Genomic DNA, 25,048 nt, shown 5'->3' on the forward strand with positions numbered 1-25,048 from the left:
AAAGATGTAACGATAAAAAATATATTACTTCTCATTTTCAAACTCTTAAGGCTTACTTTCCATAAAGTTTCTTCTTTCAAATTATCCCCTCTTTCTCGCTTTACATTTAGTTTTTTAAAATGGAAATAATTCTAAAAATAATACTATGTAACATAATCATAACATAAAATAACTTTAAGTAACATAATTTTTTAGAAAAATTGATTCTCGTATATTTTTTGCATATAATTTTCTTATTACGGAAAAAAGGAAGTGTATTATATGGTTGATATCTTTAGCAGATTCCTTGAGGTAACGAATAATATTTTATGGTCATATATTCTTATTGCAATGCTAATCGGCTTCGGTCTTTATTTCTCTTTTAAATTAAAATTTGTCCAAATTACTCATTTCGGTGACATGGTCGGTTTAATTAGTAAAGGATTTAATCGAAAAGAGAAAAAGAAAGATAGCATCTCCCCGTTCCAAGCATTTTGCTTAAGTGCAGCAGCACGTATCGGTATCGGAAATTTAGCTGGTGTAGCATTAGCTATTTCAATGGGTGGACCTGGCGCAGTATTTTGGATGTGGTTTATCGCCATCCTCGGAGCAGCTACTAGTTTCGTAGAATGTACGCTCGCGCAAATTTATAAAGTAAAAGATGGAAGCAGATTCCGTGGTGGACCTGCATATTACATGGAAAAAGGATTAAACAAACGCTGGATGGGCGTTTGGTTCTCACTTCTTATTACAGTTGCATACGGATTAATTTTCAATTCTGTACAAGCAAACACGGTAACTATAGCATTTGAAAATGCTTTTGGACTAGAGCGAACGATCGTAGGAGCTCTATTAGCTTTATTAGTTGCAGTTATTATTTTTGGTGGTATTAAGAGCATTTCACGTATTACAGAAATGATTGTTCCTCCAATGGCAATCATTTATATTGGTGTGGCTATTTTTGTCGTGATTAACAACTTTACTATGTTACCAAGCATTTTTATGGAAATATTTAATGGTGCATTCGGCTTAGACCAAGCCATCGCTGGTGGTATTGGAGCAGCAATTAAGTTCGGAATTCAGCGCGGTTTATTCGCGACAGAAGCCGGTATGGGTAGCTCTCCTAACGCAGCCGCAACATCAGATGTATCTCACCCTGTAAAACAAGGACTTGTTCAAGCATTAGGTGTTTTCGTAGATACATTCTTAGTATGTACATCAACAGCATTTATCGTATTATGTTCTGGACTTTACAAAGGAACAAATTTACAAGGTATTGAACTAACTCAACAAGCATTAAGTTCACAAATCGGACCGTGGGCAAGCACTTTCTTAGCGATTATTATTTTCCTATTCGCTTTCAGTTCTTTACTAGGAAATTACTATTATGGTGAAACAAACATCGCATTCATTAAAGAAAGCAAAACATGGTTAATGATTTATCGCGTGGCAGTTGTCGGAATGGTATTCTTCGGATCAATCGCTGCCCTTCAAACAGTTTGGAGCTTAGCTGATTTATTCATGGGACTAATGGTATTCACAAACTTAATTGCCATCTCATTCCTAAGCAAGTTCGCCTATGCAGCATTAGTAGACTATATGAAGCAAAAGAAACAAGGAAAAGATCCTGTTTTCCTTGCAAGTTCTATCCCTGGCTTACAGAATACAGAGTGCTGGGATGGACAGGATGTAGAAGAAAAACAGAAGGCTGTGTAACAAATAAAAGCAGAAGCGGCTCGTTCAGAACAGGAGCTATATATCAAACAAAATCCCTATTACTTCAACGTAATAGGGATTTTTATTTACCACAGTTCATAAATTGTTCAAATTAATTCCAGCAAAAGGGTTGATTTATACGAATTACTAGATTATAATAATTATAAATTAGTAATTGATATCACATAACAACTCAAAAGGAGATTGATCATAATGAACAAACAAGTAATCGAAGTACTAAACAAACAAGTAGCAGACTGGAGCGTTTTATTCACAAAACTACACAACTTCCATTGGTATGTAAAAGGACCTCAATTCTTCACATTACACGAGAAATTCGAAGAACTTTACACAGAATCAGCTACTCACATCGATGAAATTGCAGAACGTATTTTAGCAATTGGCGGCAAACCAGTAGCAACAATGAAAGAATACTTAGAAATATCTTCTATTCAAGAAGCAGCATACGGAGAAACTGCAGAAGGGATGGTCGAAGCAATCATGAAAGACTACGAAATGATGCTAGTCGAACTGAAAAAAGGCATGGAAATCGCTCAAAACTCTGACGACGAAATGACATCTGACCTACTATTAGGCATCTACACAGAACTAGAAAAACACGCTTGGATGCTACGTGCTTTCTTGAATCAATAATAATTAAAAGCGGAAGCGGCTCGTTCAGAATCGCAGGGCATTGGAGCTCTCGACCTTGAAGCGCTTTTTGCTTCGAGCGAGAGAGCGAAGCCACCGAGCATTCTAGCTGCTGAAGCTGGATAATAATTAAAAGCGGAAGCGGCTCGTTCAGAGTCGCTTTTTTCTATAGATTGGTCGCGCATGCTGGTACATGAAATTTATATCAGCGATTTTTCCAATATATCGGCGATTCCCTCCAATATATCAGCGATTTTTCAATTATATCGACTTATCGACAAATCACGACAATATTAACAAACACCTCTCCCCTACTTTTATCAACATATTACAATCTCATCTATGTTAAAATATAGGAAACACCCTTTAGCATCATAGATTCAAAAGGCTTTTCCAAATTCATCATTTACTACTTAAATGACGGGAGTGGTTCAGTTGAAAGACTACTTAATTAGAGCATTTTTTGCGTTAATAACAGTTGGGATTCTCTTACTTATAGCTAATATTTTCAATATACGTGTCGAGGTTAAGGACTATGCTTTCCTCGTTGTCATAGCAATTGGTGGCGGCTGGGGTGGCTGGTACTTGTATAAAAAACAAAGTAATCAAAATGATAAAGGCATTCCAAAGTAATACGGAATGCCTCTTTTTATTGCCTTCTGTAATAAATAATGAAATTCAGGCCACTAATACAACCAATCGCAATAAACATACAAAACGATTGTGGATCTCCACCTAGATTATACTCATCAACGATGAATCCCGACATAAACAACGTTATCGCGGAAACACCGATACACAATACCGAGATAAACCAAAGCGAAAATTCATTAATCAACTCTTTCTTCTGTCTCAAAACAATTAGCATAACAAGAATAGACGCTGCTAAAATACTTTTAAAAACCGGACGTAAATATACGAACTCCTCCATCTATTTCTCCTTTCCCAAAAACATTACATCTAAAAATTAATATATTTAACTAAATTAAAAACACATGCCATCTTAAATTAAAACGACATGTGTTTCCGTATTTGCTATGATAGTTGCTTCCACTTCGTTCCCAAAACAGGACGCTCATAATTTTGGATTGCATGAATTAGTTTATCTGCCGTCTCAGCTGAAACGATTAACTCTTTATTTGATGGATTCATAAATCCTTCTTCTGCTGCACGTTCAACCATTTGCAGAATTGGTCCGTAGAAGCCTTTTATGTTCAATAAACCAACTGGCTTATTATGTATACCAATTTGTGACCAACATACTACTTCAAATAGCTCTTCAAACGTTCCATACCCGCCTGGAAGCGCAATAAAAGCATCGGCAAGCTCTGCCATTTTCGCTTTACGCTCATGCATTGTCTCTACTTCAATTAATTCTGTTAATCCTGTATGTACAATTTCCCCTCGGAATAGACCGCGCGGCATAACACCTGTTACACGCCCACCTAAACGAAGAACTTCATTTGCTACTTCTCCCATTAATCCAACGCAAGAACCACCGTATACAAGCTCATAGTCGTTCTCAACAAACATTTTCCCTAACGCTATTGCCTGCTCTTTAAATTCTGGTCTCTCCCCTAAGTTGGAACCTGCAAACACACAAATCTTTCTCATCCTTACACCCCGAAACTATATATTGTTATGATACAATTGTCATTGTACAACATATTGAAGGGATGAGGAAGAAATGGATATCGTTGCATTTCAAAGATGGGTTGAGGAATTTTACGAAAAACGAAGCTGGTCACAGTATAATGCCTTTATTCGCTTAAATTTCTTAACCGAGGAAGTTGGGGAAGTTTCACGAGTCGTTCGCGCTATTGAAATCGGCCGCGATCGCCCTGATGAAGATGCGAAAACAGAAAAAGAGCTAAAACAAGAACTAAAAGAAGAACTTGGTGATGTACTATCTAATCTTATTATTCTTTCACAAAAATATGATTTAGATTTGCAAGACATTATGGACGCACACGTCACAAAGCTTTCGAAAAGGTTTGAAACATCCAAATGAGAATATTATCAATTGTGATATAATATTCTTGTCACAATACTAAGGGGGATTTTATGTTATCTAAAAAATTGCACGATGCACTAAACGATCAAATGAACTTTGAGTTTTACTCTGCCCACGCTTATATGGCAATGGCTGCTTACTGTACAGCCGAAAGCTATGATGGATTCGCTAACTTTTTCCTTGTACAAGCTGAAGAAGAACGTTTCCACGCAATGAAGCTTTACAACTATATTAATGACCGCGGTGAGCGCGCTATTATTACTGGATTTGATAACCCGAATAACGAGTATGAATCTGTATTAAACGCTTTTGAAGTGGCACTTGAGCACGAGCGTGAAGTAACGAAGCGTATTTACAACTTATCTGATATCGCTTGGGATGAGCGTGAACACGCAACAATTACATTCTTAAAATGGTTCGTCGATGAGCAAGTAGAAGAAGAAGCCTCATTCGATAGCATCATCCAAAAATTAAAACGTATTACAAGCGATTCAAACGCATTATTTATGTTAGATGCTGAATTAGAGAAACGTACATTTACGCCTCCAGCTGAGTAGTATTTCAATCACCTTAATGAATGGATTAAGGTGATTTTTTTATTTCTTCTCTCAGCTGAATAACCCTCACCACATCTTTCTTATAAAACCTAGAAACCTTTTCAACAAAATCACTATGAGTAAAAGTCCCATCGCCTTCTTCTACTATGCTCAAATATCCATGTATCAATTTCAAAAACGCTCTAGCATCTTCTCCAGTTAATTGATCAATGTTATCTATAATCTCGTCAAACTCCTTTAAAATATCCTGTTCTTCCAACCTAATTCCCCCTCTCTGTATTATTTATCATACCAAAACAAAAAAGTCGTTCATCCCTCTAAGCGAGAGATAAACGACTTCTTTACTATTTATTAAAGCATAACCCCAACGATAACCGCTGATAATATACTTACTAACGTTGCACCGTATACAAGTTTTAATCCGAATGATGATACAACGTTTGCTTGTTTGCCATCGATACTCTTCGTTGCACCTGCGATAATTCCGATTGATGAGAAATTCGCAAATGATACAAGGAAGATGGATAAAATACCTACTGTACGAGCTGATAAATCACCAGCTACTTTACCAAGGTCAAGCATTGCAACGAATTCGTTCGTTACTAATTTCGTTGCCATAATTTGTCCTGCTGTTAGCATCTCTGATGTTGGGATACCCATTACGAATGCTAATGGTGAGAAAATGTATCCTAAAATGCTTTGGAATGTGATTCCGAAAATTGAATCGAACACACCATTAATTGCTGTAATTAATGCTACGAAACCAATTAACATCGCCGCTACTGTTACAGCGATAGAGAAACCAAGCATAATATATTCGCCTAACATTTCAAAGAATGTTTGCTTTTTATCTTCTTGTAATTCTAAAATGTCGTCTTCTTCTTTCACGTCATATGGATTAATAATATGAACGATAATGAATCCACTAAATAAGTTTAATACAAGTGCCGTTACTACATATTTTGGATCAATCATTTTCATATAAGAACCGACAATTGACATCGATACTGTTGACATAGAAGATGCACAAAGTGTGTATAAACGATTTTTCGGTAATTTGCTTAATTGATCTTTTACTGTAATGAATACTTCCCCTTGACCAACAATCGCAGCTGCTACTGCATTATATGATTCTAGTTTTCCTAAACCGTTCACTTTACTTAATAGGAAACCGACTGCACGAATGATAATCGGTAAAATTTTAATATGTTGTAAGATCCCAATTAATACTGCTAAGAAAATGATTGGTAATAATACCGTTAAGAAGAATGGTGCTTGTCCATCATTTGCTAGACCACCAAATACGAAATTAACCCCTGCTTCCGCAAATTTTAAAATAGCGCCAAACCCATCTGCAATCCCTTTTACTAATACAAATCCGACCTTTGTATTTAGTAAGAAATATGCAAGTACCAATTGAATGACAAGCATAAGTGCAATTGGTTTATATTTAATTTTCTTACGATCTGAACTGATAAGGAAACCTAGTACAAATACTACAAGTAAACCGACTAGAAACATTACTATTTTCATATGTGAATCCTCCACTTCTCCCACGAGTTATTGGTCGTATAACGTATAACGAATGACGTCTGACCATTGATGTTAAAAAAATTTAAAACCCCTAAATACTATTCAACTGTTATCTAAAATCAGTAAGCGTTTACATAAATTGCAATTTATTAAAGGTAGCCTCTTCTCTCCTACCATACTTGAAAGTCTGAAATTGATACCACCTACAAATCAAATTGTAAGCGTTATCTAACTGAAAAGCAATATAAATTTAAAAGATTTTTATATGTTAATATATTCCTAATTAATTGGTTTTTCTATGCATATTTACCATAAAAAATAGCCCTAGCTATGAGCTAGGACCATCTTTTTTATAACATAACACCAACGATAATCGCTGATAGAATACTTACTAATGTCGCACCGTACACAAGGCGTAAACCGAATGATGATACAACATTTGATTGATTTTCATCGATACCTTTCGTTGCACCTGCAATAATTCCGATAGATGAGAAGTTCGCAAATGATACAAGGAATACAGAAAGAATACCTACTGTACGAGCTGATAAATCACCAGCTACTTTTCCAAGATCAAGCATCGCAACAAACTCGTTTGATACTAATTTTGTTGCCATAATTTGTCCCGCTGTTACCATCTCTGCTTGCGGGATACCCATTACAAATGCTAATGGTGAGAAAATATATCCTAAAATAGCTTGGAATGTAATACCAAACATGGAATCAAACAAGCTATTGATTGCTGTAATTAATGCTACGAAACCAAGTAACATCGCTGCTACCGTAATCGCGATTGTGAAACCAAGCATAATATATTCGCTTAGCATTTCAAAGAATGATTGTTTTTTCTTATTTTCTAATTTCAGTGTATCTTCTTCTTCTGTAATATCGTACGGGTTAATAATATGAATGATAATGAAACCACTAAATAAATTTAATACAAGTGCTGTTACTACATATTTTGGTTCGATCATTTTCATATAAGAACCGACGATTGACATCGATACTGTCGACATGGAAGATGCACATAATGTATATAAACGATGTTTTGGGATTTTACTTAATTGATCTTTTACTGTAATAAATACTTCCGCTTGCCCAACAATAGCAGCCGCTACTGCGTTATATGATTCTAGTTTTCCTAGACCATTAACTTTACTTAACAAAGTACCAATAGCACGAATAAATATCGGTAAAATTTTAAAGTGCTGCAGAATTCCAATTAAAACGGCAAAGAATACGATTGGTAATAACGCTGTTAAGAAGAATGAAACCTCTCCTTTATTAACAAGGCCACCAAATACAAAAACGATTCCAGCTTCTGCATATCCAAGAAGCGCGCCAAATCCATCTGAAATTCCTTTTACTAAAATATAACCAATTTGCGTATTTAATAAGAAATAAGATAATGCTAGCTGAATAATAAGCATAATTGCGATTGGTTTATACTTAATCTTCTTTCGATCGGAGCTTATAAGAAAACCGAGTACAAATACAACGAGTAATCCTACAAGAAACATAACAAACTTCATTAATAAAATCCTCCATTTAACTCTTCATTAACGTTGAACGTCTGACCACTCAAAACAAGAAATAATCCGAACTTTCCATTTCTCCTCCAAAATCTTCAATCGGATAAGAAAAATCATAAAACCTCTTGTTTCAAAGGCATTTTCCATTCTAACATAAATCACAACTCATATCCGCACTTTTCTTTAAAAAATTACATTTTATTATAAAACACTCATTAATGTTCGTCTTTTACTACCAACAAATATCTGGATAAAACAAAAAAATGAGCATCAAGTTTCACTTGATGCTCACCTCATTATACCGCTTTTTCTTTATCTGCTACTTGCTCTTCCCAGCACTCTGTATTTTTCAGACCTGGAATTGAATTCGCATAGAAGACTGGATCTTTTCCTTGTTTCTTTTGCTTTACGTAATCTGATAACGCTGCAAAAGCATACTTAGAAAGGAATACGATTGCAACTAAGTTAATAACAGCCATAATACCCATGAATAGATCTGCTAAATCCCAAACGATTTGAATTGTTGCTACAGACCCTAACATAACCATACCAAGTACAGCAATGCGGTACGCTGTTAATAACACTTTACTTCCATTTAAGAATTCAATATTCGTTTCACCGTAGTAGTAGTTACCTACTAATGAACTAAATGCAAACAAGAAGATTGCAACTGCTACAAATATAGATGCCCACGGTCCGATATGTTGACTTAATGCTTGTTGCGTTAATTGAATACCATTTAAATCAGCTGCATTATGCACATCTGATAAAAGAATGATAAATGCTGTACAACTACAAATTAATAATGTATCTGTAAATACCCCTAAAGTTTGAATGAAACCTTGTTTAACTGGGTGCGTTACGTTTGCAGTCGCAGCTGCGTTCGGCGCACTACCCATACCTGCTTCATTTGAGAATAATCCGCGTTTTACCCCTAATAAAATCGCAGCACCTAATCCTCCACCTACTACTTCTTTAATTCCGAAAGCATGTAAGAAAATTTCTTTAAATACATACGGAATTGCCGTAATGTTTGTTACAACAACGAATAATGCTACTGCTACATAAATAATCGCCATTACTGGAACAATCATTTCAACCGCGCGTGCAATTCGCTTTACTCCCCCAAAAATAATAACTGCAAGTAAACCAGCCATTACAAGACCTACTAATCTACTATCTGTTTTGAATGCCCCATCAAAAGCAGCTGCTACAGTATTAGATTGTACAGCGTTAAAAATTAATCCGAAACTTACTGTTATTAATACAGAGAAAATAGCTCCAAGCCAGCGCTTATTTAAACCCTTTTCCATATAATACGCTGGACCACCACGGAACGTATTCCCATCTTTCACTTTATAAATTTGCGCTAATGTGCTCTCTACAAATGCAGAAGCACCCCCAATTACCGCAATTAACCACATCCAAAATACTGCTCCTGGTCCACCTGCTGAAATTGCGATAGCTACACCAGCTAAGTTCCCAGTACCTACACGAGAAGCTGTACTCATACAAAAAGCCTGGAACGATGATACACCGCTCTTCTCCTTTTGTGCTTTCCTCGTTTTCGAACTCGCCCCATCCCCAAGCAATCGAATCATTTCACCGAAGTAACGAACTTGGACAAATTTCACACGGAATGAAAAGTAAAGCCCTAACCCAATTAACATCGCAATAATGACATATGACCAAAGGACATTATTTATATCCCCAATTACCTTAGCTAAAAAATCCATAATTGCATTGCCCCCTCTTCCTAACAATAAGAAAATTATATTCTAAAAACTCTTAGTAATCAAGAACTTTATGTTAGGTTTTCTAACATGAGTAAGTCAACTTATTTAACACGCATGTTTTTTTTACGTAAAATTATAACTAGTACGCGCATTTATTCAATACTAAATCACTCACCCTATGCGACCAATCATACCTTTAAGACAGTACGTTCCCTAAAAATAACATGAGAAATGAACAAACAAAAATTATATTAATCATTACCTCTCACTCTTTTCATCATTTACTACAATAAAAAAACGAGCACCGGATTCATCTCGATGCTCGCCTTTTCATTATACTGCTTTTTCTTTATCCGTTACCGCTGACTTATCCCAACACTCTGTGTTCGTTAAACCAGGAATAGAATCTGCACGGAAGACTGGATCTTTTCCTTGTTTTTTTTGCCTTACATAGTCTGCCAATGCAGCATACGCAAATCGTCCAAGAAGTGTAATCGCAATTAAGTTTGTAATTACCATTAGGCCCATAAATAAATCTGCCATATTCCATACAACTTGAAGCGTCGCAACAGAACCGAATAATACCATTCCCACTACCGCAATACGGTAAATTGTTAACCAAGTTTTACTTTGTTTAATAAATTCAATATTTGTTTCACCATAATAGTAGTTTCCTAGAAGTGAACTGAAAGCAAATAAGAAAATAATAATCGCTAAGAAGCTACTTGCCCATGGGCCAATTTGTGAACTTAATGCATTTTGCGTGAGTTCAATACCTTCTAAATTCGTTGCTTTATATGCACCAGAACATAGTACGATAAATGCTGTTGATGTACATACTAAGAATGTATCTACTAATACTCCAATTGTTTGAATAAAACCTTGTTTTGCTGGATGCGTTACATCAGCTGTTGCTGCTGCATTCGGCGCACTACCCATACCTGCTTCGTTCGCAAATAATCCGCGCTGAATACCATATTTCATCGCAGCACCTATACCGCCACCTACAGCTGAATCTAAACCGAATGCACCTTTAAAGATTTCCGTAAACACATCTGGTATTAAATAGAAGTTTTTAATGACAACAAAAATAGCTACCGCAATATAAATAAGCGCCATTGGCGGAACAATCATTTCCGACATACGTGCAATACTTTTTACACCACCAAAAATAATAACCGCAACTAATGCAGCTAATACAATACCAACAATATAACGCTCTAAACCAAATGCATTTTCAAACGCTAATGTTACTGTATTCGCTTGTACTGAGTTGAAAATTAAACCGTAACTAACTGTAATAAGGATAGAGAACCAAATTCCCATCCAACGTTTATTTAAACCTTTTTCCATATAATAAGCAGGACCACCACGGAAGCCACTGCCATCTTTTACTTTATAAATTTGGGCAAGCGTACTTTCTACAAAACTTGAAGACGCTCCGATAATCGCAATGACCCACATCCAAAATACTGCACCAGGTCCTCCCATAGAAATAGCTAACGCTACACCAGCTAAGTTCCCAATTCCAATACGAGCTGCTGAACTCATACAAAATGCTTGGAAAGATGATACACTCCCCTTTTTACGCGTCTTTCCAGTTAATCCATCACTCATTAGTCGAACCATTTCCCCTAAATGAGTAAGTTGTACAAATTTTAATTTAATAGAAAAATAAAGACCTAAACCAATTAACATTGCAATAAGAATATATGACCAAAGAATTGTATTTGTTGATGAAATAAATTGCTCTAAAATATTCATACAATTAACCCCCTCCTTTTCTCCATAAAACGAATTATATTTAAAAAACATTCAAAAATCAACATTTTTCGACAATTTGCAATTTCCAAATATTAGACAGGGTCGCAGTAACAATATCGTTATGACTACCCTCCCTCTAACTGTGCATACTAAAACAAAAAATAAATCTACAAACTACCCCATTGACAAAAACATCAACCTGTAACTATAATGATTACAACAGGTTGTAACAAACCTAATTACAATACATTCATTCACTTTCAGATATACACTTTAACAAAACACTTTGGAGGGATTTATTATGAAAATCGGAATTATCGGAGCAACTGGTAAAGCAGGAAGTCGTATTTTAAAAGAAGCATTGGATCGCGGACACGAAGTAACTGCAATTGTAAGAAACGCTGCAAAAATTACAGAAGACAATGTAAAAGTTTTAGAGAAAGATGTATTCTCTCTTACATCTAACGACCTACAAGCGTTTGACGTAGTTGTAAATGCATTTGGCGCTCCTGCAGGACAAGAACATCTTCACGTAGATGCAGGAAATGTACTAATTGAAGCTATGAAAGGTGCACCTAATACGAAATTACTTGTAGTCGGCGGCGCTGGTAGTTTATTTGTAGACGAAGAGAAAACAACACGTGTATTTGATACACCAGGATTCCCAGGCGAATACCTTGCAACTGCTCAAAACCAAGGTAAAAACTTAGAAATCTTACAACAAACAAATGATATTACTTGGACATTCATCAGCCCTTCTGCACTATTTGCATTAGGAAAACGTACTGGCTCTTATACAGCTGGTAAAGACAACCTTCTTGTTAATGCAAAAGGCGATAGCTACGTAAGTTATGAAGACTTCGCAGTTGCAGCACTTGATGAAATCGAAAATCCAAAACACGTAAACGAACGCTTCACAGTTGTTTCTGAAGCTGAATAATAAAGAAAAGCTCGTAAAACATAGTGTTTTACGAGCTTTTCTTTATTATACTTGTTCTAAACCATTTGGAGTAATCTTGAAGGAAATCTCTTTAAATTTCTTCGCATCTCCTTTTCCAAGTAACTCACCAGTTTTATACCAACTTAAACGATCAGATTCTGCATGATACACTTTTATCGTATCCCCATACTGGAATGGCGTATCGTTTACTTGCTCTGCAAAATTCTTTGAAGTTTCTTGTCCTTCTGCTGTTACATGCTTTTTCTCTTTTCCTTCTCCATCATATAACGTAATTCCCATGTATAACTCGTTTTTAAAGTAGCTATGAATTTGTTCATTTGTATGTGTTACATGTAATTTCTTTTCATCATGATTAAACGTTACAATTGAACGAATACTATTACTGAGTCCCTGATACACTAGACTATCTCCATATGTTACTTCTACCGGGACTTCTGTCACTTTCTTATTGCCAAAACGGTCTTTCGTTTCTACTTTTACTGTTTGTTTACCAATTTTTGATGTATCTAGTTTTCCTACAAAACCAATTACTTCTCGATCTTTTACTTCAACAAAGTTTTTCGCATCTAATGTTTCACTATTTGTTCCGATTACTACTTTTTGCGGTTTTGCTTTTACTTCTTGCAACATATCCATTCTCTCAAAACCTTTTTCTGTCACTTTGAAGAATAGTTCTTTTGCCCCTTTTTTCTCACCTTGACCAGTAAGGGTATTATTTTGATACCATTTCAAACGAACCGGTTCTGCGTGGAATACTTTCACCACATCTCCATACTCGAACTGCATACCATTCACTTGCTTCGCAAAGTTCTCTGATGTTTCTTGTCCCTCTGCTGTTACATGTTTTTTCTCTTTTCCGTCTCGATCGTATAACGTGATCCCCATGTATAGCTCTTTATTAAAATACTCATGAATCTCACTATCCATATCAGTTGCATGGAATTTCTTCTCTTCGTGCTTTAAAGTTACAATTGAAGCAATATCATCGCCATATCCTACATATGCAATACTATCTCCATAAACCACTTCTAACGGTACTTCTGTTACTTGCTTATTTCCAAAACGATCTTTCGTTTCTACTTTTACGTTTTGTTCACCAATTTTTATTGTATTTGGTTTTTCTACAAACCCGATTACTTCTCCATCTTTCACTTGAACAAAATCTTTCGCTTCTAACTTTTCAACATCTGTTCCAACTGTTATCTTTTGTGGGACTGCCGTTACTTCTTGCTGGGCCCCCATTCGCTCAAAGCCCTTTTCTGTTACTTTAAATAATAATTCTTTATCTACCTTCGCCTTACCTTGGCCGATAAAGTCATTATTTTGATACCAATTAAAACGATCTGATTCAGCGTGATATACTTTCACTACATCACCATACTCAAACTCTAACCCATTAATTGATTTCGCGAATTCTTCCGCATTTTCAACACCTTTTACTGTTGCTTTCTTTTTCTCATTTCCATTTTGGTCTAGTAATGAGAATTCAAAATACGTGTCTTCTTTAAAATAATAGTGCACTGGATTTGAATCAGCCATCGCACTAAACTTTTTCTGATCATGTTGCAGTGTTACGATTGATTTAATATTAGTATCATAATTAAGTCCTTTGAATACTAAGCTATCACCATAACCAACATTTGCTATAACGGGAATTAAATTCTTATTACCTTTTTCATCTGTAATTTCTACTTTTACAATTTTTTCTCCAACTTCAGGCTTTCCTTGTGTAATCACACCTGTTGTTTTTACACCTTCTCCTAAATTCTGTACAAGTTCCTTTGCTTTTTTCTCATCATATGTAGTACCGATTACTACATTTTGTATTCTTTCATTATTTGGCTCGCCATATGGAGCTTCATATAACTCAATTTGTTTTTCACGAATTGGATTACTATCTGTAGATAACCAAATTTCTTTTTCTAATTTTGGTAAATTTAATTTTTCAATCTTTTCTCTTGTAGCATCATTTGCAATTAATCCCCATTTATCAAAGAAAGGAATTAAATTTTGTCCTGCCACTTTTGACGTCATATAAATAAACATCTGCTTTTTCTCTTCATCAGATTTAGGCAGTTCTGTACCATGTAACAAACGATACATTTGATGTAAATTCGGATAGAATTGATCCCCATAAGCTAAATGCAACTGCCAAAACATAACTAACTTCTCGAATTCATCCATCTTCTCTTGTGCATCCGGTTTACCTAAATAAGCAAATGCAGCTTCATAGCGCCTCTCTTGCTCTAACCTTGTTTTATGCCCAAATGTAGTTTGAACTGCCAAAGAATAAATATTAACGGTTACTTCTCCAAGTCCATCCCATAACCAAGTGTCTTGTTGATGTTGATGTCCAACTTCATGCCAAGGACCCATCCATCATTAGTTAACTCTTCTAGATTTAGTACTGACTCTAAATTGCCTTTACTATAAGCTGTTCGATAATAAGTCGCATACATATAATCGTCTGTATACCAGTCTTCAACAAAATGAATGGAATGTTTACTTTGATTCGCAACACCCGCACCATCTTTTGATAAACCTGATATCTTATGTTCTATATTAATTATTTCATCGTGTTTCTTTAATAACGCAGCTGGATCTTCTTGCTTCAAATGTTCCGCCACAGTTTCAGGGTGCATAGTTAATAAACTATTTTCTCCCTTCATTTCTATTGCATATGGATTAGGGTTCTCTGCCAACATACGCTTCCAATCTTTTGTCGTATGCTTTCCTAAAATAAATAAAGGATTTGGTGTACCACCTTTTTTCACTTTAGCAACTACTTCTCCTGTGTTGTGATAATTATAAAAGTATAATAGTCCCCCATTTGAAGAAGAAATTTTATTCTCACCAGGATTTAAGTTGAATTGTTTAGGCTCTTCTTTTTCATAAGAATATGTACCAATATAAGCTTTAATCTGTTGAGTCCCTTCTACTTGAATAACTACTTCTTCACCTGGCTTTACATAAATGCCCGTTGGTTCATAAGGAGAAAAACTCATTTGACGCTGATGCAACTCACGCATCCCTTCTACATCACCTTTTGGCAGCAATTGATACACTCGCTCTTCTTCCTGTTTCTCCTTATCTTCAATTGCCATCTCTGCATACACCTTAGGTAATTCAAGTCCATATGGCGTTAACAACGTAGCTAAACAAACACCAGCCACTAATACCCTACTCTTTTTTTCTTTGACATAATCTGTGTCCCCTGTTCCTTTATTTAGAAAAACCATCCTATATATTCATTTAATTAAAAATCCTATTATTTTTATAAAAACATTTAATAAATAGACGAACACCTCGCGCACCTGTATCTCTTACTACCGCATTTCCCTCCATGTATTCGCTTTCTTACATTGTAAAATTTTTATATAATATGTCCTCCTCACTTCTCTCTATTTGTGATGAGTTCTCTTCGTACATAAAAAGAAAATAGTAAAAGATATCATTTAGTATTGTCATCTATACATCTAGAAATAAAAATAGAAATAGAATCTTACATTTTCTTCATATATGACCATCTATAGGTAGTTTTTCCAACTGAATTGTACACGCTTTACACTTTGTCTGATAGACTTTTCAATTAGAATAATGTTACAATTTCGTGAATTTAATCTATTAATCTTAACGTTTGGATTTTATTATATTTTGTTATTTTCAAATATCTTTTACAACATAAAAACAGTGTTTTGTTTAATTAATAATTATTTTAATATAATTTTACATTTCATATATAAAAAGCATTGGCACACGCCAATGCTTTTTCTTTATCTCTTTTGATTCGGTTTATGCGGTTCGTTTGGAGTATGTGGTTTATTATTATCATGACCATTTCCTTTTTTCCAGCTCACTGATAACTCCGGACTTGTTTCTTCTTCACTGCGCTCAAGTAATACAACTGCATTTTGAATTGTCGGTGTACCTTTATGCGCAATGCCTTGTAGTTTCGTTAATTTTCCTATTACTTTAAAGCTAAATCCACCAGCTGGTGTTTGTTTCGGAATTAAAATGCGGAACTTTTCTCCTACATTAAATTCCGTTTTTGCTTCGCCTTTTTCATTTACAAATTTGGCTCCCGCTGGTGCACCTGTTGCTTGCACTTTATACGTTCCACTTTTTGCATTTGTTTCTACTGTATATAAGCCTGTTTCAAAGAAATCATTTTTTAATACTGCTTCTTGTTCTTCTGTAGGAGTTACACTCATCGTAATTTCTTGTAACTCATCACTAGCACTTGCTTTTGCAACGATATCTTTCGTTACCTTTTCTACATTTTTATTGCGGAAATCTAAATCATTAATATCGATTTGCTTTAACGCATTCCATACTGCAAGCTGCGTTGCATAATGTGCTTCTCTCCAATCAGAAACACCTAATTCTTGTGGACTCTTTTGTGGATATCCATTTAATAATACACGGTATACGTTAATATCCACTTTCCCCATTTCCGGTAAATCTTGACCGCTTGGAGATTTCAAATCTACATTTAAGCAAAAAGCAATTTTGCCATCTGCCGTTTTAATAAGCTCTGTTCGGATTGGTTTCTTCTTGGACTTACTATAACTCCAATCCATTTGATACTTTGTATGGTCCATAACTTCTGCGAATGCTTTTTGAAGTGGGAATAACACAAATAAAACACTTAAAAACATAGCTAAAAGTTTGAACGATTGCTTTATATTCATGTTTACAGCCCCTTAATAACAAACTTAATACTAAGTAGTATTTATTTAGAAACTATTTTTATGCACAAAAAAAGAGTGCTTTTACGCACTCTTTTTTCTTACCTTAATCTTAGAAATCGAAGTTATCAGGATCTGGACCAACGCGGTGATTTTGATTTAACGCATCGATTTTTTCCATATCTTCTTTCGTTAATTCAAAGTTAAATACATCAGCATTTGCAATAATGCGGTGTTCTTTCGTTGATTTTGGAATTGTGATTACTCCATTTTGAAGATCCCAACGTAAAATAACTTGAGCTGTTGTTTTACCATGTTTCTCAGCAATTGCTTGTAATGTTTCGTTATCTAATAATTGACCTTGCATAAGTGGTGACCATGCTTCCATTTGAATACCTTGTTCTTTACAGAAAGCTTGTAGTTCTTTTTGTGTTAAACGAGGGTGGTATTCTACTTGGTTAATCATTGGTTTAATTTCTGCATCTTTCATTACATCTTGTAAGTGATGGATTTGGAAGTTACTTACACCAATTGCACGTACGCGCTCTTCTTTATAAAGTGTTTCTAGCGCTCTCCATGTATCTTTATATTTTCCTTCTACAGGCCAGTGAACAAGAAATAGATCTAAATAATCTAGTTCTAATTTTTTTAAGCTCTCTTCATATGCAGCAATTGTTTCTTCATATCCTTGATCTGCGTTCCATACTTTTGAAGTGATGAATAGATCTTCTCTTGAAATACCAGTTGCTTCGATACCTGCACGAATTCCTTCACCTACAGCTTTTTCATTTCCGTAAATTGCAGCTGTATCGATGCTGCGGTATCCTGCTTTAATCGCTGATTTTACAGCTTCTACAAGTTCTGGTCCTTCTTCTACTTTGAATACACCTAAACCGAACCAAGGCATTTCTACACCGTTATTTAATACTGCTTTACTTTGTAAGTTTTTCATTTTATTTTCTCTCCTTTTATTTTACTTGATCTCTTTTTTCTAATGTCATGCTCCACGCTGTTAAAATCACAGCGGCTACTACCATAAGGCCACCTACCCAAGCAGTATGGATTAATCCTAACGAATTCGTTACAAGGCCACCTATATAAGAACCTAAAGCGATTCCTCCGTTAAATGCAGCAATATTAATTGCTGAAGCAACATCCACCGCACTCGGAACAAAGCGCTCTGCCAATATAACTACATATACTTGTAGTCCCGGAACATTCATAAATGCGAATAGTCCCATGAAAATAATTGTGATTAATCCAGCTACTTTAAATGGCGCTGTAAATGTTAAAACAAATAATATAATCGCTTGAATCAAGAACATGTAAAATAGCGCTCGAATCGGATTATGATTCGATAATTTTCCGCCAACCATATTCCCTATCGCAATTGCAATTCCATACACTAATAAAATGATGGTAACCGTACTTGCTTCAAACCCTGTTACTTCTTGTAATAGTGGTGATAAATACGTAAATGTTACGAACGTACCGCCGTATCCAAGTGCAGTAATAATGAAAACAAGTAACAGTCTTCCATTTTTAATTAGTTTGAATTGATCACGAAACGATACAGGTACACCATTTTTTAAATTAGATGGGACGAGTATGCTATTCGCGATAAAAGCAATAATTCCGATTACAACGATCGCCATAAATGACGCTCTCCAGCCAAACTCTTGACCGATAAACGTTCCAATTGGCACACCTGTAATAGTTGCAACTGTTAATCCAGTAAACATAGTAGCAATGGCACTAGCACGTTTATTCTCTGGTACGATTGCTGCCGCGATTGTAGATCCAATTGACATAAACACACCATGTGCAAATGCAGATACAACCCTTGCAATAATTAATATGGTGAAGCTTGTTGCTAATGCCGCAATACCATTACCAATAATGAAGATAACCATAATCCACATTAATAATGTCTTTCTCGACATACTAGCCGTTAACGCTGTTAAAACAGGAGCTCCTACTGCCGCTCCTAACGCATATAGGGAAACAGTTAAACCGGCTGTTGTAACCGAAACATTTAAATCTTTTGAAATAGATGGTAATAAACCGACACTAATAAACTCGGTTGTACCAATTCCAAACGCACTGATTGCTAGTGCTAATAAAGCAAACATACTTCTTCGATTTGTCTGAACTTCCGAAGATGGTACTGTATATGAACTCAATTGAATTCCTCCTTATTACAAGAAATCCAATCATAATAGTGCGATAAAAAGGCCCTTTTATCTTCTAAAAAATATATTTAATCTCTACAAATGCTATTATGAATGGTTTCATTCTTTTTTTGAAGAACGCACTTTAAAGTACTATAGGCACCAAAAAGTAACATAGTCACTTTTCAGTACCGTACTACTCATTTGCCTCTTACATGTGCTATTATGAAACATATTTAACCTGATAAAAAGTACGTACTTTAAAGTGCTATAGGTACTAAAAAGTAACATTTGTATGATTTGGCTTACTTTACTTACAAAAGGAGGGCTTTATATGAAGAAATACAATATTCCTGTAGAGGCGACTTTAGAAGTTATCGGCGGAAAATGGAAGGTTGTTATCCTTTGTCACTTAACGAAAGGTACAAAGAGAACGAGTGAATTAAAGCGTCTTATGCCCGGTATTACACAAAAAATGTTAACGCAGCAATTACGCGAATTAGAAGACGACGGTGTTATTCAAAGAAAGGTATACAATCAAGTACCACCGAAAGTAGAATATTCCCTTACGGACTACGGTTGGTCTTTAGAATCCATTCTTGATTCTCTTTGTACTTGGGGCGAATGCCATCTTGAAAAAGAAGGTAAGACATCGATGCTAATTGCAGAAAGTGAATAATAGGAAAAAGGAAAAAACGAACGTGAATTTGTTCGTTTTTTCCTTTTTTTGTTTATATATATGTACATTTCTAACTGGAACAAAATATTTTATACGCTTTCATACCTTGTCAGTACTACGTTATACGCTCAATATCAAATAATTAGGAATCATTTTTATGTTAACATAGGTGTATATAGTATATAATATAGGATATATATTATATACACTTTCCGGTAACGGAGCTTTTCCATTATGCGGACAAGCCATATATCGGACAGTTCATAAATAATAAGTAAGACGTTATGGTTTTAGATTTATGGTTGCAGCTTACTTGCGGTCATAAATTTAAAGGCATTTTATTGTGTTTTGTGAAACTTTGTATAAAGTTTCGTAACCGTTTACTATCTTACTTATCAAAAATAAGAGTATTGCTATCGTAAAGGAGAATTGGAGATGCCAGAAACTATGACTCAAACAAAGCCAGAACAAGAAACTGTACAAATTTCTGCTAGCCAAGGACAACTTGATGTACTTGATCAGTTGTTAAAACCTGAGGTACAAGAATCATTAACAACACTAGTAGAACAGCTTCCAAAATTAACTGAGCTTGTTAACATTTTAACTAAGTCTTATGACTTCGCTCAAACTGTTGCTACTGATGAAGTATTAAAAAGCGACACTGTTGGTGCAATCACAGAGCTTGTAGAACCTGTAAAAGATACAGTTAAAAGCATGGCTGCTACTGCAATCGAAGCGAAAGATCGTGCTGACGAAAGCAACGAAGTTATCGGCCTGTTCGGTCTATTGAAATTATTAAAAGACCCACAAGCACAAAAAATGTTCCGCTTTGTGAACGCATATCTTCAAATTAGTGCAGAACGTAACAATAAATAAGTTAACTTATAACAACAATTAGTAAAGACGGGGGATATCATACTATGTCAAAACAAATTGTCATCTTAGGCGCTGGTTATGGCGGTCTTCTTGCCGCTTTAAACGTACGTAAATATTACAGCAAATCAGAAGCACAAGTTACAGTGATTAACCAATACCCAACACACCAAATTATCACTGAACTACACCGCCTTGCAGCTGGTAACGTGTCTGAGCAAGCAGTTGCAATGCCACTTACAAAGCTTTTCAAAGGTAAAGATATCGATCTTAAAATCGCAACAGTTGAGTCATTCTCAGTTGATAGCAAAGAAATCAAATTAGCTGGCGGCACTACTTTATCTTACGATGCACTTGTAGTTGCTCTAGGAAGTAAAACTGCTTACTTCGGTATTCCAGGACTAGAAGAAAACAGCATGGTATTAAAATCTGCTGCTGATGCAAACAAAATCTACAAACACGTTGAAGACCGTATTCGTGAATACGCGAAAACGAAAAACGAAGCTGATGCTACAATCGTAATTGGTGGTGGCGGATTAACTGGCGTTGAGCTAGTTGGTGAGCTTGCTGACATTATGCCTAAACTTGCAAAAAGCCACGGCGTAAATCCAAAAGAAGTTAAACTTCTTCTTGTTGAAGCAGGTCCAAAAATCCTTCCAGTATTACCAGACCACTTAATCGAACGTGCAACTACTAGCCTAGAAGCACGCGGCGTTACATTCTTAACTGGTCTTCCTGTAACAAACGTTGCTGGCAATGAAATTGACTTAAAAGACGGTCAAAAACTTGTTGCTAACACATTCGTTTGGACAGGTGGCGTTCAAGGTAACCCACTAATCGGTGAATCAGGTCTTGAAGTAAACCGTGGTCGTGCAACAGTTGATGCATACCTACAATCTACTTCTCACAAAAACGTATTCGTTGCTGGAGACAGCGCTGTTGTCTTCGCTCCAGACGGACGTCCATACCCACCAACTGCACAAATCGCTTGGCAAATGGGTGAGTTAATTGGATACAACTTATACGCTGCACTAGAAGGCAAAGCATTCGAAGAGTTCGCACCTGTAAACTCTGGAACACTTGCTAGTCTAGGACGTAAAGATGCTGTTGCTACAATTGGAGCAAGCAATACTCCACTTAAAGGCTTACCAGCATCATTAATGAAAGAAGCAAGTAACGTTCGTTACTTATCACACATTAAAGGTCTATTCAGCTTAGCTTACTAATCTGAATATAAGCCCGAATCATGCCCTGCATGGTTCGGGCTATTTTTATCCGTAATTTTCTCTAACTTATTTATTCGCCAAAAAAATTATATACCCTTTAAATTTATCTAAATATACTGACTTTTTAACAATAAAAGCTGTCCCGTTTTGGAACAGCTTTTATTGTCATCTTTTGTCGGTAAATCGATATATCGAGAAAATCGCTGATATAAGTCGAGTTACGGTCGATATATTCGAAAAATCACCGATATAATTTTTCCGTCTTGTTCACTATCCTAATTTTACAAGGCTGTAGTTCTTCTTCCCTTTACGAATAATAATAAATCTTCCATCAAATGAATTCTCTACCGTAACATCCGTACCTACATCCGTTACTTTTTCGCCATTCATAGAAATAGCTCCATTATTAATATCTTCACGTGCTTGTCGTCTAGATGGTTCAATACCTAAATCAACTAGCCATTCTACGATATTTTTCGTCTCTTTTGAAGACTGGAATGTTGGCATTTCTTTAAAGCCTTGTTCAATTTCATCGGCTGTTAACGATTTAATATCTCCACTAAATAACGCTGCTGTAATTTTCACAGCTTGCAGGAATGCTTCTTCTCCATGAACGAATTTCGTCATTTCTTCCGCTAATACTTTTTGCGCTTCACGTTTATGAGGCTCTGTTTCTACCTTCACTGCCAATTCATCGATGCGCTCTTTCGTTAAGAACGTAAAGTATTTCAAGTATTTAACGACATCACGGTCATCTGTATTCACCCAGAACTGGTAAAATTCAAATGGTGTTGTTTTTTCAGGATCAAGCCAAACTGCACCACCTGCTGATTTACCAAACTTCGTACCATCTGATTTCAATAGTAACGGAATCGTCAATCCAAATACTTTTGCTTCATGCCCTTCTAACTTACGAATTAAATCTAAACCACTCGTAATATTTCCCCATTGGTCACTACCACCAATTTGCAGTTGAACATCTTCTTTCGTGTATAAATGATGGAAGTCCATCGCTTGCAAGATTTGGTACGTAAATTCTGTGAAAGAAATCCCTGTATCTAAACGACTTGCTACGATATCTTTTGCTAACATGCTATTAATGCTAAAGTTTTTCCCGTAATCACGTAAAAACTCAATAATATTTATTTCATGTGTCCAATCGTAGTTATTTACCATCTTCACTTCACTATTTCCACCAAAATCAAATAGCTTTTTCATTTGCGCTGTTAACGCATCCACATTATGTTGAACTACTTCTAACGTTTGAAGTTGGCGTTCTGATTGACGTCCACTCGGATCACCAATTGTTCCTGTTGCTCCACCAATTAAAATAACTGGATGATGACCGGCTAACTGGAATCTTTTCATCATCATAAACGGAATCAAATGTCCAATATGCATACTATCACCAGTCGGATCAACTCCGCAGTATAGTGAAATCTTTTTCTCTTCTACTAGCTTACGTAAACCTTCTTCGTCAGTCTGTTGATTAATGGCGCCGCGCCATTCTAATTCATCAATAATGTTCATCTTTTGTCATCCCCTTTATTTTTTAAAAACAAAAAATCCCTATGTCTATGACATAGGGACGATGATTCACCGTGTTACCACCCAGTTTGTATAAATAGCATAGCTACTCATACCACTCTTAGCAATAATATCGATTGCCAATCCGCTTAGCATTACCTAAGATACTCCAGAGTGTAATTCGCAAGTTTGTTTGTGCTAGGTTCCAGCATCCCCTAGCTCTCTCGTTAACAGTGACAAACTGCTACTGGGCTCTTTCAACGTATGTTATTTGTTAAATTATTAGCCATTATATTGAATTGTAAACAATTTGTCAACAATACCCAAATGTTATTTTAAAATAATTCGCAGTTTCATACGTATATGTTATTCTTTATCTTCTCCAATAATCCTTACTTCACGCTCTAACTTCACACCAAATTTCTCTTCAACTGTTTTTTGTACGAAGTGAATTAAATCGATGTAATCTTGTGCTGTTCCGTTATCAACATTCACCATAAATCCAGCGTGTTTTAGAGAAACTTCCACTCCGCCAATTCGCTTACCTTGTAGTCCTGATTCTTGAATCAATTTACCAGCAAAGTTATTGGGTGGACGTTTAAATACACTACCACATGAAGGATATTCTAGAGGCTGTTTTGACTCACGTTTAAACGTTAAATCATCCATTTTTGCTTTAATTTCTTCATGTACACCTTCTTCAAGTTCAAATCTCGCTTCAAGAATAATGTAATGGTTGTTCGCAAATACACTCTTACGATATCCAAATTCAAACGCTTCTTTCGTCAAAGTACGTAGCTCTCCATCACCTGTCATTACGACAGCTTCTGTTAATACAAACGAAATTTCACCCCCGTATGCACCTGCATTCATATATAATGCTCCGCCAACTGAACCTGGAATACCACAAGCAAACTCAAGACCCGTTAAGTTATGGTCTAGTGCAATACGTGATACGTCAATAATTGCTGCACCGCACTGTGCTACAATCGTCGTTCCTGTTACAGTAACACCTGTAATATGAATTAAACTTACTGTAATCCCGCGAATTCCACCATCTTTAATAATGACATTCGATCCATTTCCTAAAAACGTAACCGGAATATTATATTCGTTCGCATATTTAATAACTTCTTGAATTTCATCATAATTTGTCGGTGCAACGAACACATCTGCTTTTCCACCAACTTTAATATGCGTATGATTCTTTAACATTTCATCTTGTTTCACATGACCTTCAGGCAATACCGTACTTAAATATTCATAAACCTCTTGCATATTCATTTTACGATTCCTCTATTTCTATATTCTTTTTATCCCGTTATACGGGCCCATAATATCCCCACATACATGAACGAACTTAAAGTGGTGGATACAGTGTACCCAAAATCAATTCGAGACACCTATAAACCTCTTAATTTATAAGAGGTGCCACTCATAT

Annotated in this window: 21 protein-coding genes, 1 pseudogene and 1 other annotated feature; of the genes and pseudogenes, 9 read left to right on the forward strand and 13 right to left on the reverse strand. The window is 35.7% G+C overall.

Annotation, left to right across the window (positions count from 1 at the left end; translation table 11 throughout):
• Nucleotides 1–261 precede the first annotated feature (261 nt).
• From EKQ63_RS26830 to EKQ63_RS26840, 3 genes are all read left to right on the forward strand, one after another.
• Entirely contained in the window at nucleotides 262–1,695 is a 1,434-nt protein-coding gene (locus EKQ63_RS26830) for an alanine/glycine:cation symporter family protein (protein WP_087955045.1), read from the forward strand.
• Between the two features lie 213 nt (nucleotides 1,696–1,908).
• Complete coding sequence (locus EKQ63_RS26835; RefSeq protein ID WP_001041890.1) at nucleotides 1,909–2,349, forward strand: Dps family protein; 441 nt, start codon at nucleotides 1,909–1,911, stop codon at nucleotides 2,347–2,349.
• Nucleotides 2,350–2,781: 432 nt separating this feature from the next.
• Nucleotides 2,782–2,979 carry a hypothetical protein gene (locus tag EKQ63_RS26840; RefSeq protein ID WP_087955046.1) on the forward strand — a complete coding sequence of 66 codons (198 nt, stop codon included), beginning with the start codon at nucleotides 2,782–2,784 and terminating at the stop codon, nucleotides 2,977–2,979.
• Between the two features lie 16 nt (nucleotides 2,980–2,995).
• On the opposite strand, the gene EKQ63_RS26845 is transcribed toward EKQ63_RS26840, so the two are convergent.
• Complete coding sequence (locus EKQ63_RS26845; protein WP_000390910.1) at nucleotides 2,996–3,277, reverse strand: hypothetical protein; 282 nt, start codon at nucleotides 3,275–3,277, stop codon at nucleotides 2,996–2,998.
• A 104-nt stretch (nucleotides 3,278–3,381) separates the two neighbouring features.
• Nucleotides 3,382–3,945 carry an LOG family protein gene (locus tag EKQ63_RS26850; protein ID WP_170955601.1) on the reverse strand — a complete coding sequence of 188 codons (564 nt, stop codon included), beginning with the start codon at nucleotides 3,943–3,945 and terminating at the stop codon, nucleotides 3,382–3,384.
• Between the two features lie 88 nt (nucleotides 3,946–4,033).
• On the opposite strand from EKQ63_RS26850, the gene EKQ63_RS26855 reads away from it, so the two are divergent.
• Together EKQ63_RS26855 and EKQ63_RS26860 are read left to right on the forward strand one after the other, a co-directional pair.
• Nucleotides 4,034–4,357, forward strand: a complete 324-nt coding sequence (locus EKQ63_RS26855; protein WP_087955047.1) for a MazG nucleotide pyrophosphohydrolase domain-containing protein — start codon at nucleotides 4,034–4,036, stop codon at nucleotides 4,355–4,357.
• 53 nt (nucleotides 4,358–4,410) lie between these two features.
• Nucleotides 4,411–4,917, forward strand: a complete 507-nt coding sequence (locus EKQ63_RS26860; RefSeq protein ID WP_000949392.1) for a ferritin — start codon at nucleotides 4,411–4,413, stop codon at nucleotides 4,915–4,917.
• Between the two features lie 25 nt (nucleotides 4,918–4,942).
• Here EKQ63_RS26860 and EKQ63_RS26865 read toward each other — a convergent pair whose 3' ends face one another.
• From EKQ63_RS26865 to EKQ63_RS26885, 5 genes are all read right to left on the reverse strand, one after another.
• Complete coding sequence (locus EKQ63_RS26865; protein ID WP_087955048.1) at nucleotides 4,943–5,176, reverse strand: hypothetical protein; 234 nt, start codon at nucleotides 5,174–5,176, stop codon at nucleotides 4,943–4,945.
• Nucleotides 5,177–5,268: 92 nt separating this feature from the next.
• A complete protein-coding gene (locus EKQ63_RS26870) occupies nucleotides 5,269–6,450 on the reverse strand; it encodes a NupC/NupG family nucleoside CNT transporter (RefSeq protein WP_000706846.1) in 1,182 nt (393 codons plus the stop codon).
• A 350-nt stretch (nucleotides 6,451–6,800) separates the two neighbouring features.
• A complete protein-coding gene (locus EKQ63_RS26875) occupies nucleotides 6,801–7,982 on the reverse strand; it encodes a NupC/NupG family nucleoside CNT transporter (protein WP_016718867.1) in 1,182 nt (393 codons plus the stop codon).
• A gap of 296 nt (nucleotides 7,983–8,278) precedes the next feature.
• On the reverse strand, nucleotides 8,279–9,718 hold the full coding sequence (locus EKQ63_RS26880; protein ID WP_143881656.1) for an alanine/glycine:cation symporter family protein: 1,440 nt from the start codon (nucleotides 9,716–9,718) through the stop codon (nucleotides 8,279–8,281).
• Between the two features lie 333 nt (nucleotides 9,719–10,051).
• Entirely contained in the window at nucleotides 10,052–11,482 is a 1,431-nt protein-coding gene (locus EKQ63_RS26885) for an alanine/glycine:cation symporter family protein (RefSeq protein ID WP_087968627.1), read from the reverse strand.
• Nucleotides 11,483–11,783: 301 nt separating this feature from the next.
• On the opposite strand from EKQ63_RS26885, the gene EKQ63_RS26890 reads away from it, so the two are divergent.
• A complete protein-coding gene (locus tag EKQ63_RS26890; protein WP_087955050.1) occupies nucleotides 11,784–12,422 on the forward strand; it encodes an NAD(P)-dependent oxidoreductase in 639 nt (212 codons plus the stop codon).
• Between the two features lie 45 nt (nucleotides 12,423–12,467).
• Here the strand turns inward: EKQ63_RS26890 and EKQ63_RS26895 are convergent.
• The 4 genes and pseudogenes from EKQ63_RS26895 to EKQ63_RS26910 form a co-directional block, all read right to left on the reverse strand.
• A pseudogene (locus tag EKQ63_RS26895) lies at nucleotides 12,468–15,682 on the reverse strand (putative mucin/carbohydrate-binding domain-containing protein).
• Between the two features lie 534 nt (nucleotides 15,683–16,216).
• Entirely contained in the window at nucleotides 16,217–17,134 is a 918-nt protein-coding gene (locus EKQ63_RS26900; protein ID WP_087955053.1) for a thioester domain-containing protein, read from the reverse strand.
• A gap of 109 nt (nucleotides 17,135–17,243) precedes the next feature.
• Nucleotides 17,244–18,083 carry an aldo/keto reductase gene (locus EKQ63_RS26905; protein WP_048528200.1) on the reverse strand — a complete coding sequence of 280 codons (840 nt, stop codon included), beginning with the start codon at nucleotides 18,081–18,083 and terminating at the stop codon, nucleotides 17,244–17,246.
• 16 nt (nucleotides 18,084–18,099) lie between these two features.
• On the reverse strand, nucleotides 18,100–19,263 hold the full coding sequence (locus tag EKQ63_RS26910; RefSeq protein WP_173601837.1) for an MFS transporter: 1,164 nt from the start codon (nucleotides 19,261–19,263) through the stop codon (nucleotides 18,100–18,102).
• 373 nt (nucleotides 19,264–19,636) lie between these two features.
• Between EKQ63_RS26910 and EKQ63_RS26915 the strand changes: the two genes are divergently transcribed.
• From EKQ63_RS26915 to EKQ63_RS26925, 3 genes are all read left to right on the forward strand, one after another.
• Nucleotides 19,637–19,981, forward strand: a complete 345-nt coding sequence (locus tag EKQ63_RS26915; protein WP_000760472.1) for a winged helix-turn-helix transcriptional regulator — start codon at nucleotides 19,637–19,639, stop codon at nucleotides 19,979–19,981.
• A 435-nt stretch (nucleotides 19,982–20,416) separates the two neighbouring features.
• Nucleotides 20,417–20,857: a DUF1641 domain-containing protein gene (locus EKQ63_RS26920; RefSeq protein ID WP_001115309.1), complete on the forward strand. Its 441-nt coding sequence runs from the start codon at nucleotides 20,417–20,419 to the stop codon at nucleotides 20,855–20,857.
• A gap of 44 nt (nucleotides 20,858–20,901) precedes the next feature.
• Nucleotides 20,902–22,080, forward strand: coding sequence for an NAD(P)/FAD-dependent oxidoreductase (locus tag EKQ63_RS26925; RefSeq protein WP_000043204.1), 1,179 nt, complete (start codon nucleotides 20,902–20,904; stop codon nucleotides 22,078–22,080).
• 270 nt (nucleotides 22,081–22,350) lie between these two features.
• Here EKQ63_RS26925 and tyrS read toward each other — a convergent pair whose 3' ends face one another.
• Both tyrS and murB read right to left on the reverse strand, forming a co-directional pair.
• Complete coding sequence (tyrS, locus tag EKQ63_RS26930) at nucleotides 22,351–23,610, reverse strand: tyrosine--tRNA ligase (RefSeq protein ID WP_001021075.1); 1,260 nt, start codon at nucleotides 23,608–23,610, stop codon at nucleotides 22,351–22,353.
• A 51-nt stretch (nucleotides 23,611–23,661) separates the two neighbouring features.
• Nucleotides 23,662–23,877 (reverse strand) — a binding site (T-box leader).
• A gap of 96 nt (nucleotides 23,878–23,973) precedes the next feature.
• Nucleotides 23,974–24,891, reverse strand: a complete 918-nt coding sequence (gene murB, locus EKQ63_RS26935) for a UDP-N-acetylmuramate dehydrogenase (protein WP_001057083.1) — start codon at nucleotides 24,889–24,891, stop codon at nucleotides 23,974–23,976.
• Between the last annotated feature and the right edge of the window lie 157 nt (nucleotides 24,892–25,048).

It is taken from the genome of Bacillus sp. BD59S (assembly GCF_007363175.1).
Lineage (GTDB): Bacteria > Bacillota > Bacilli > Bacillales > Bacillaceae_G > Bacillus_A > Bacillus_A pacificus.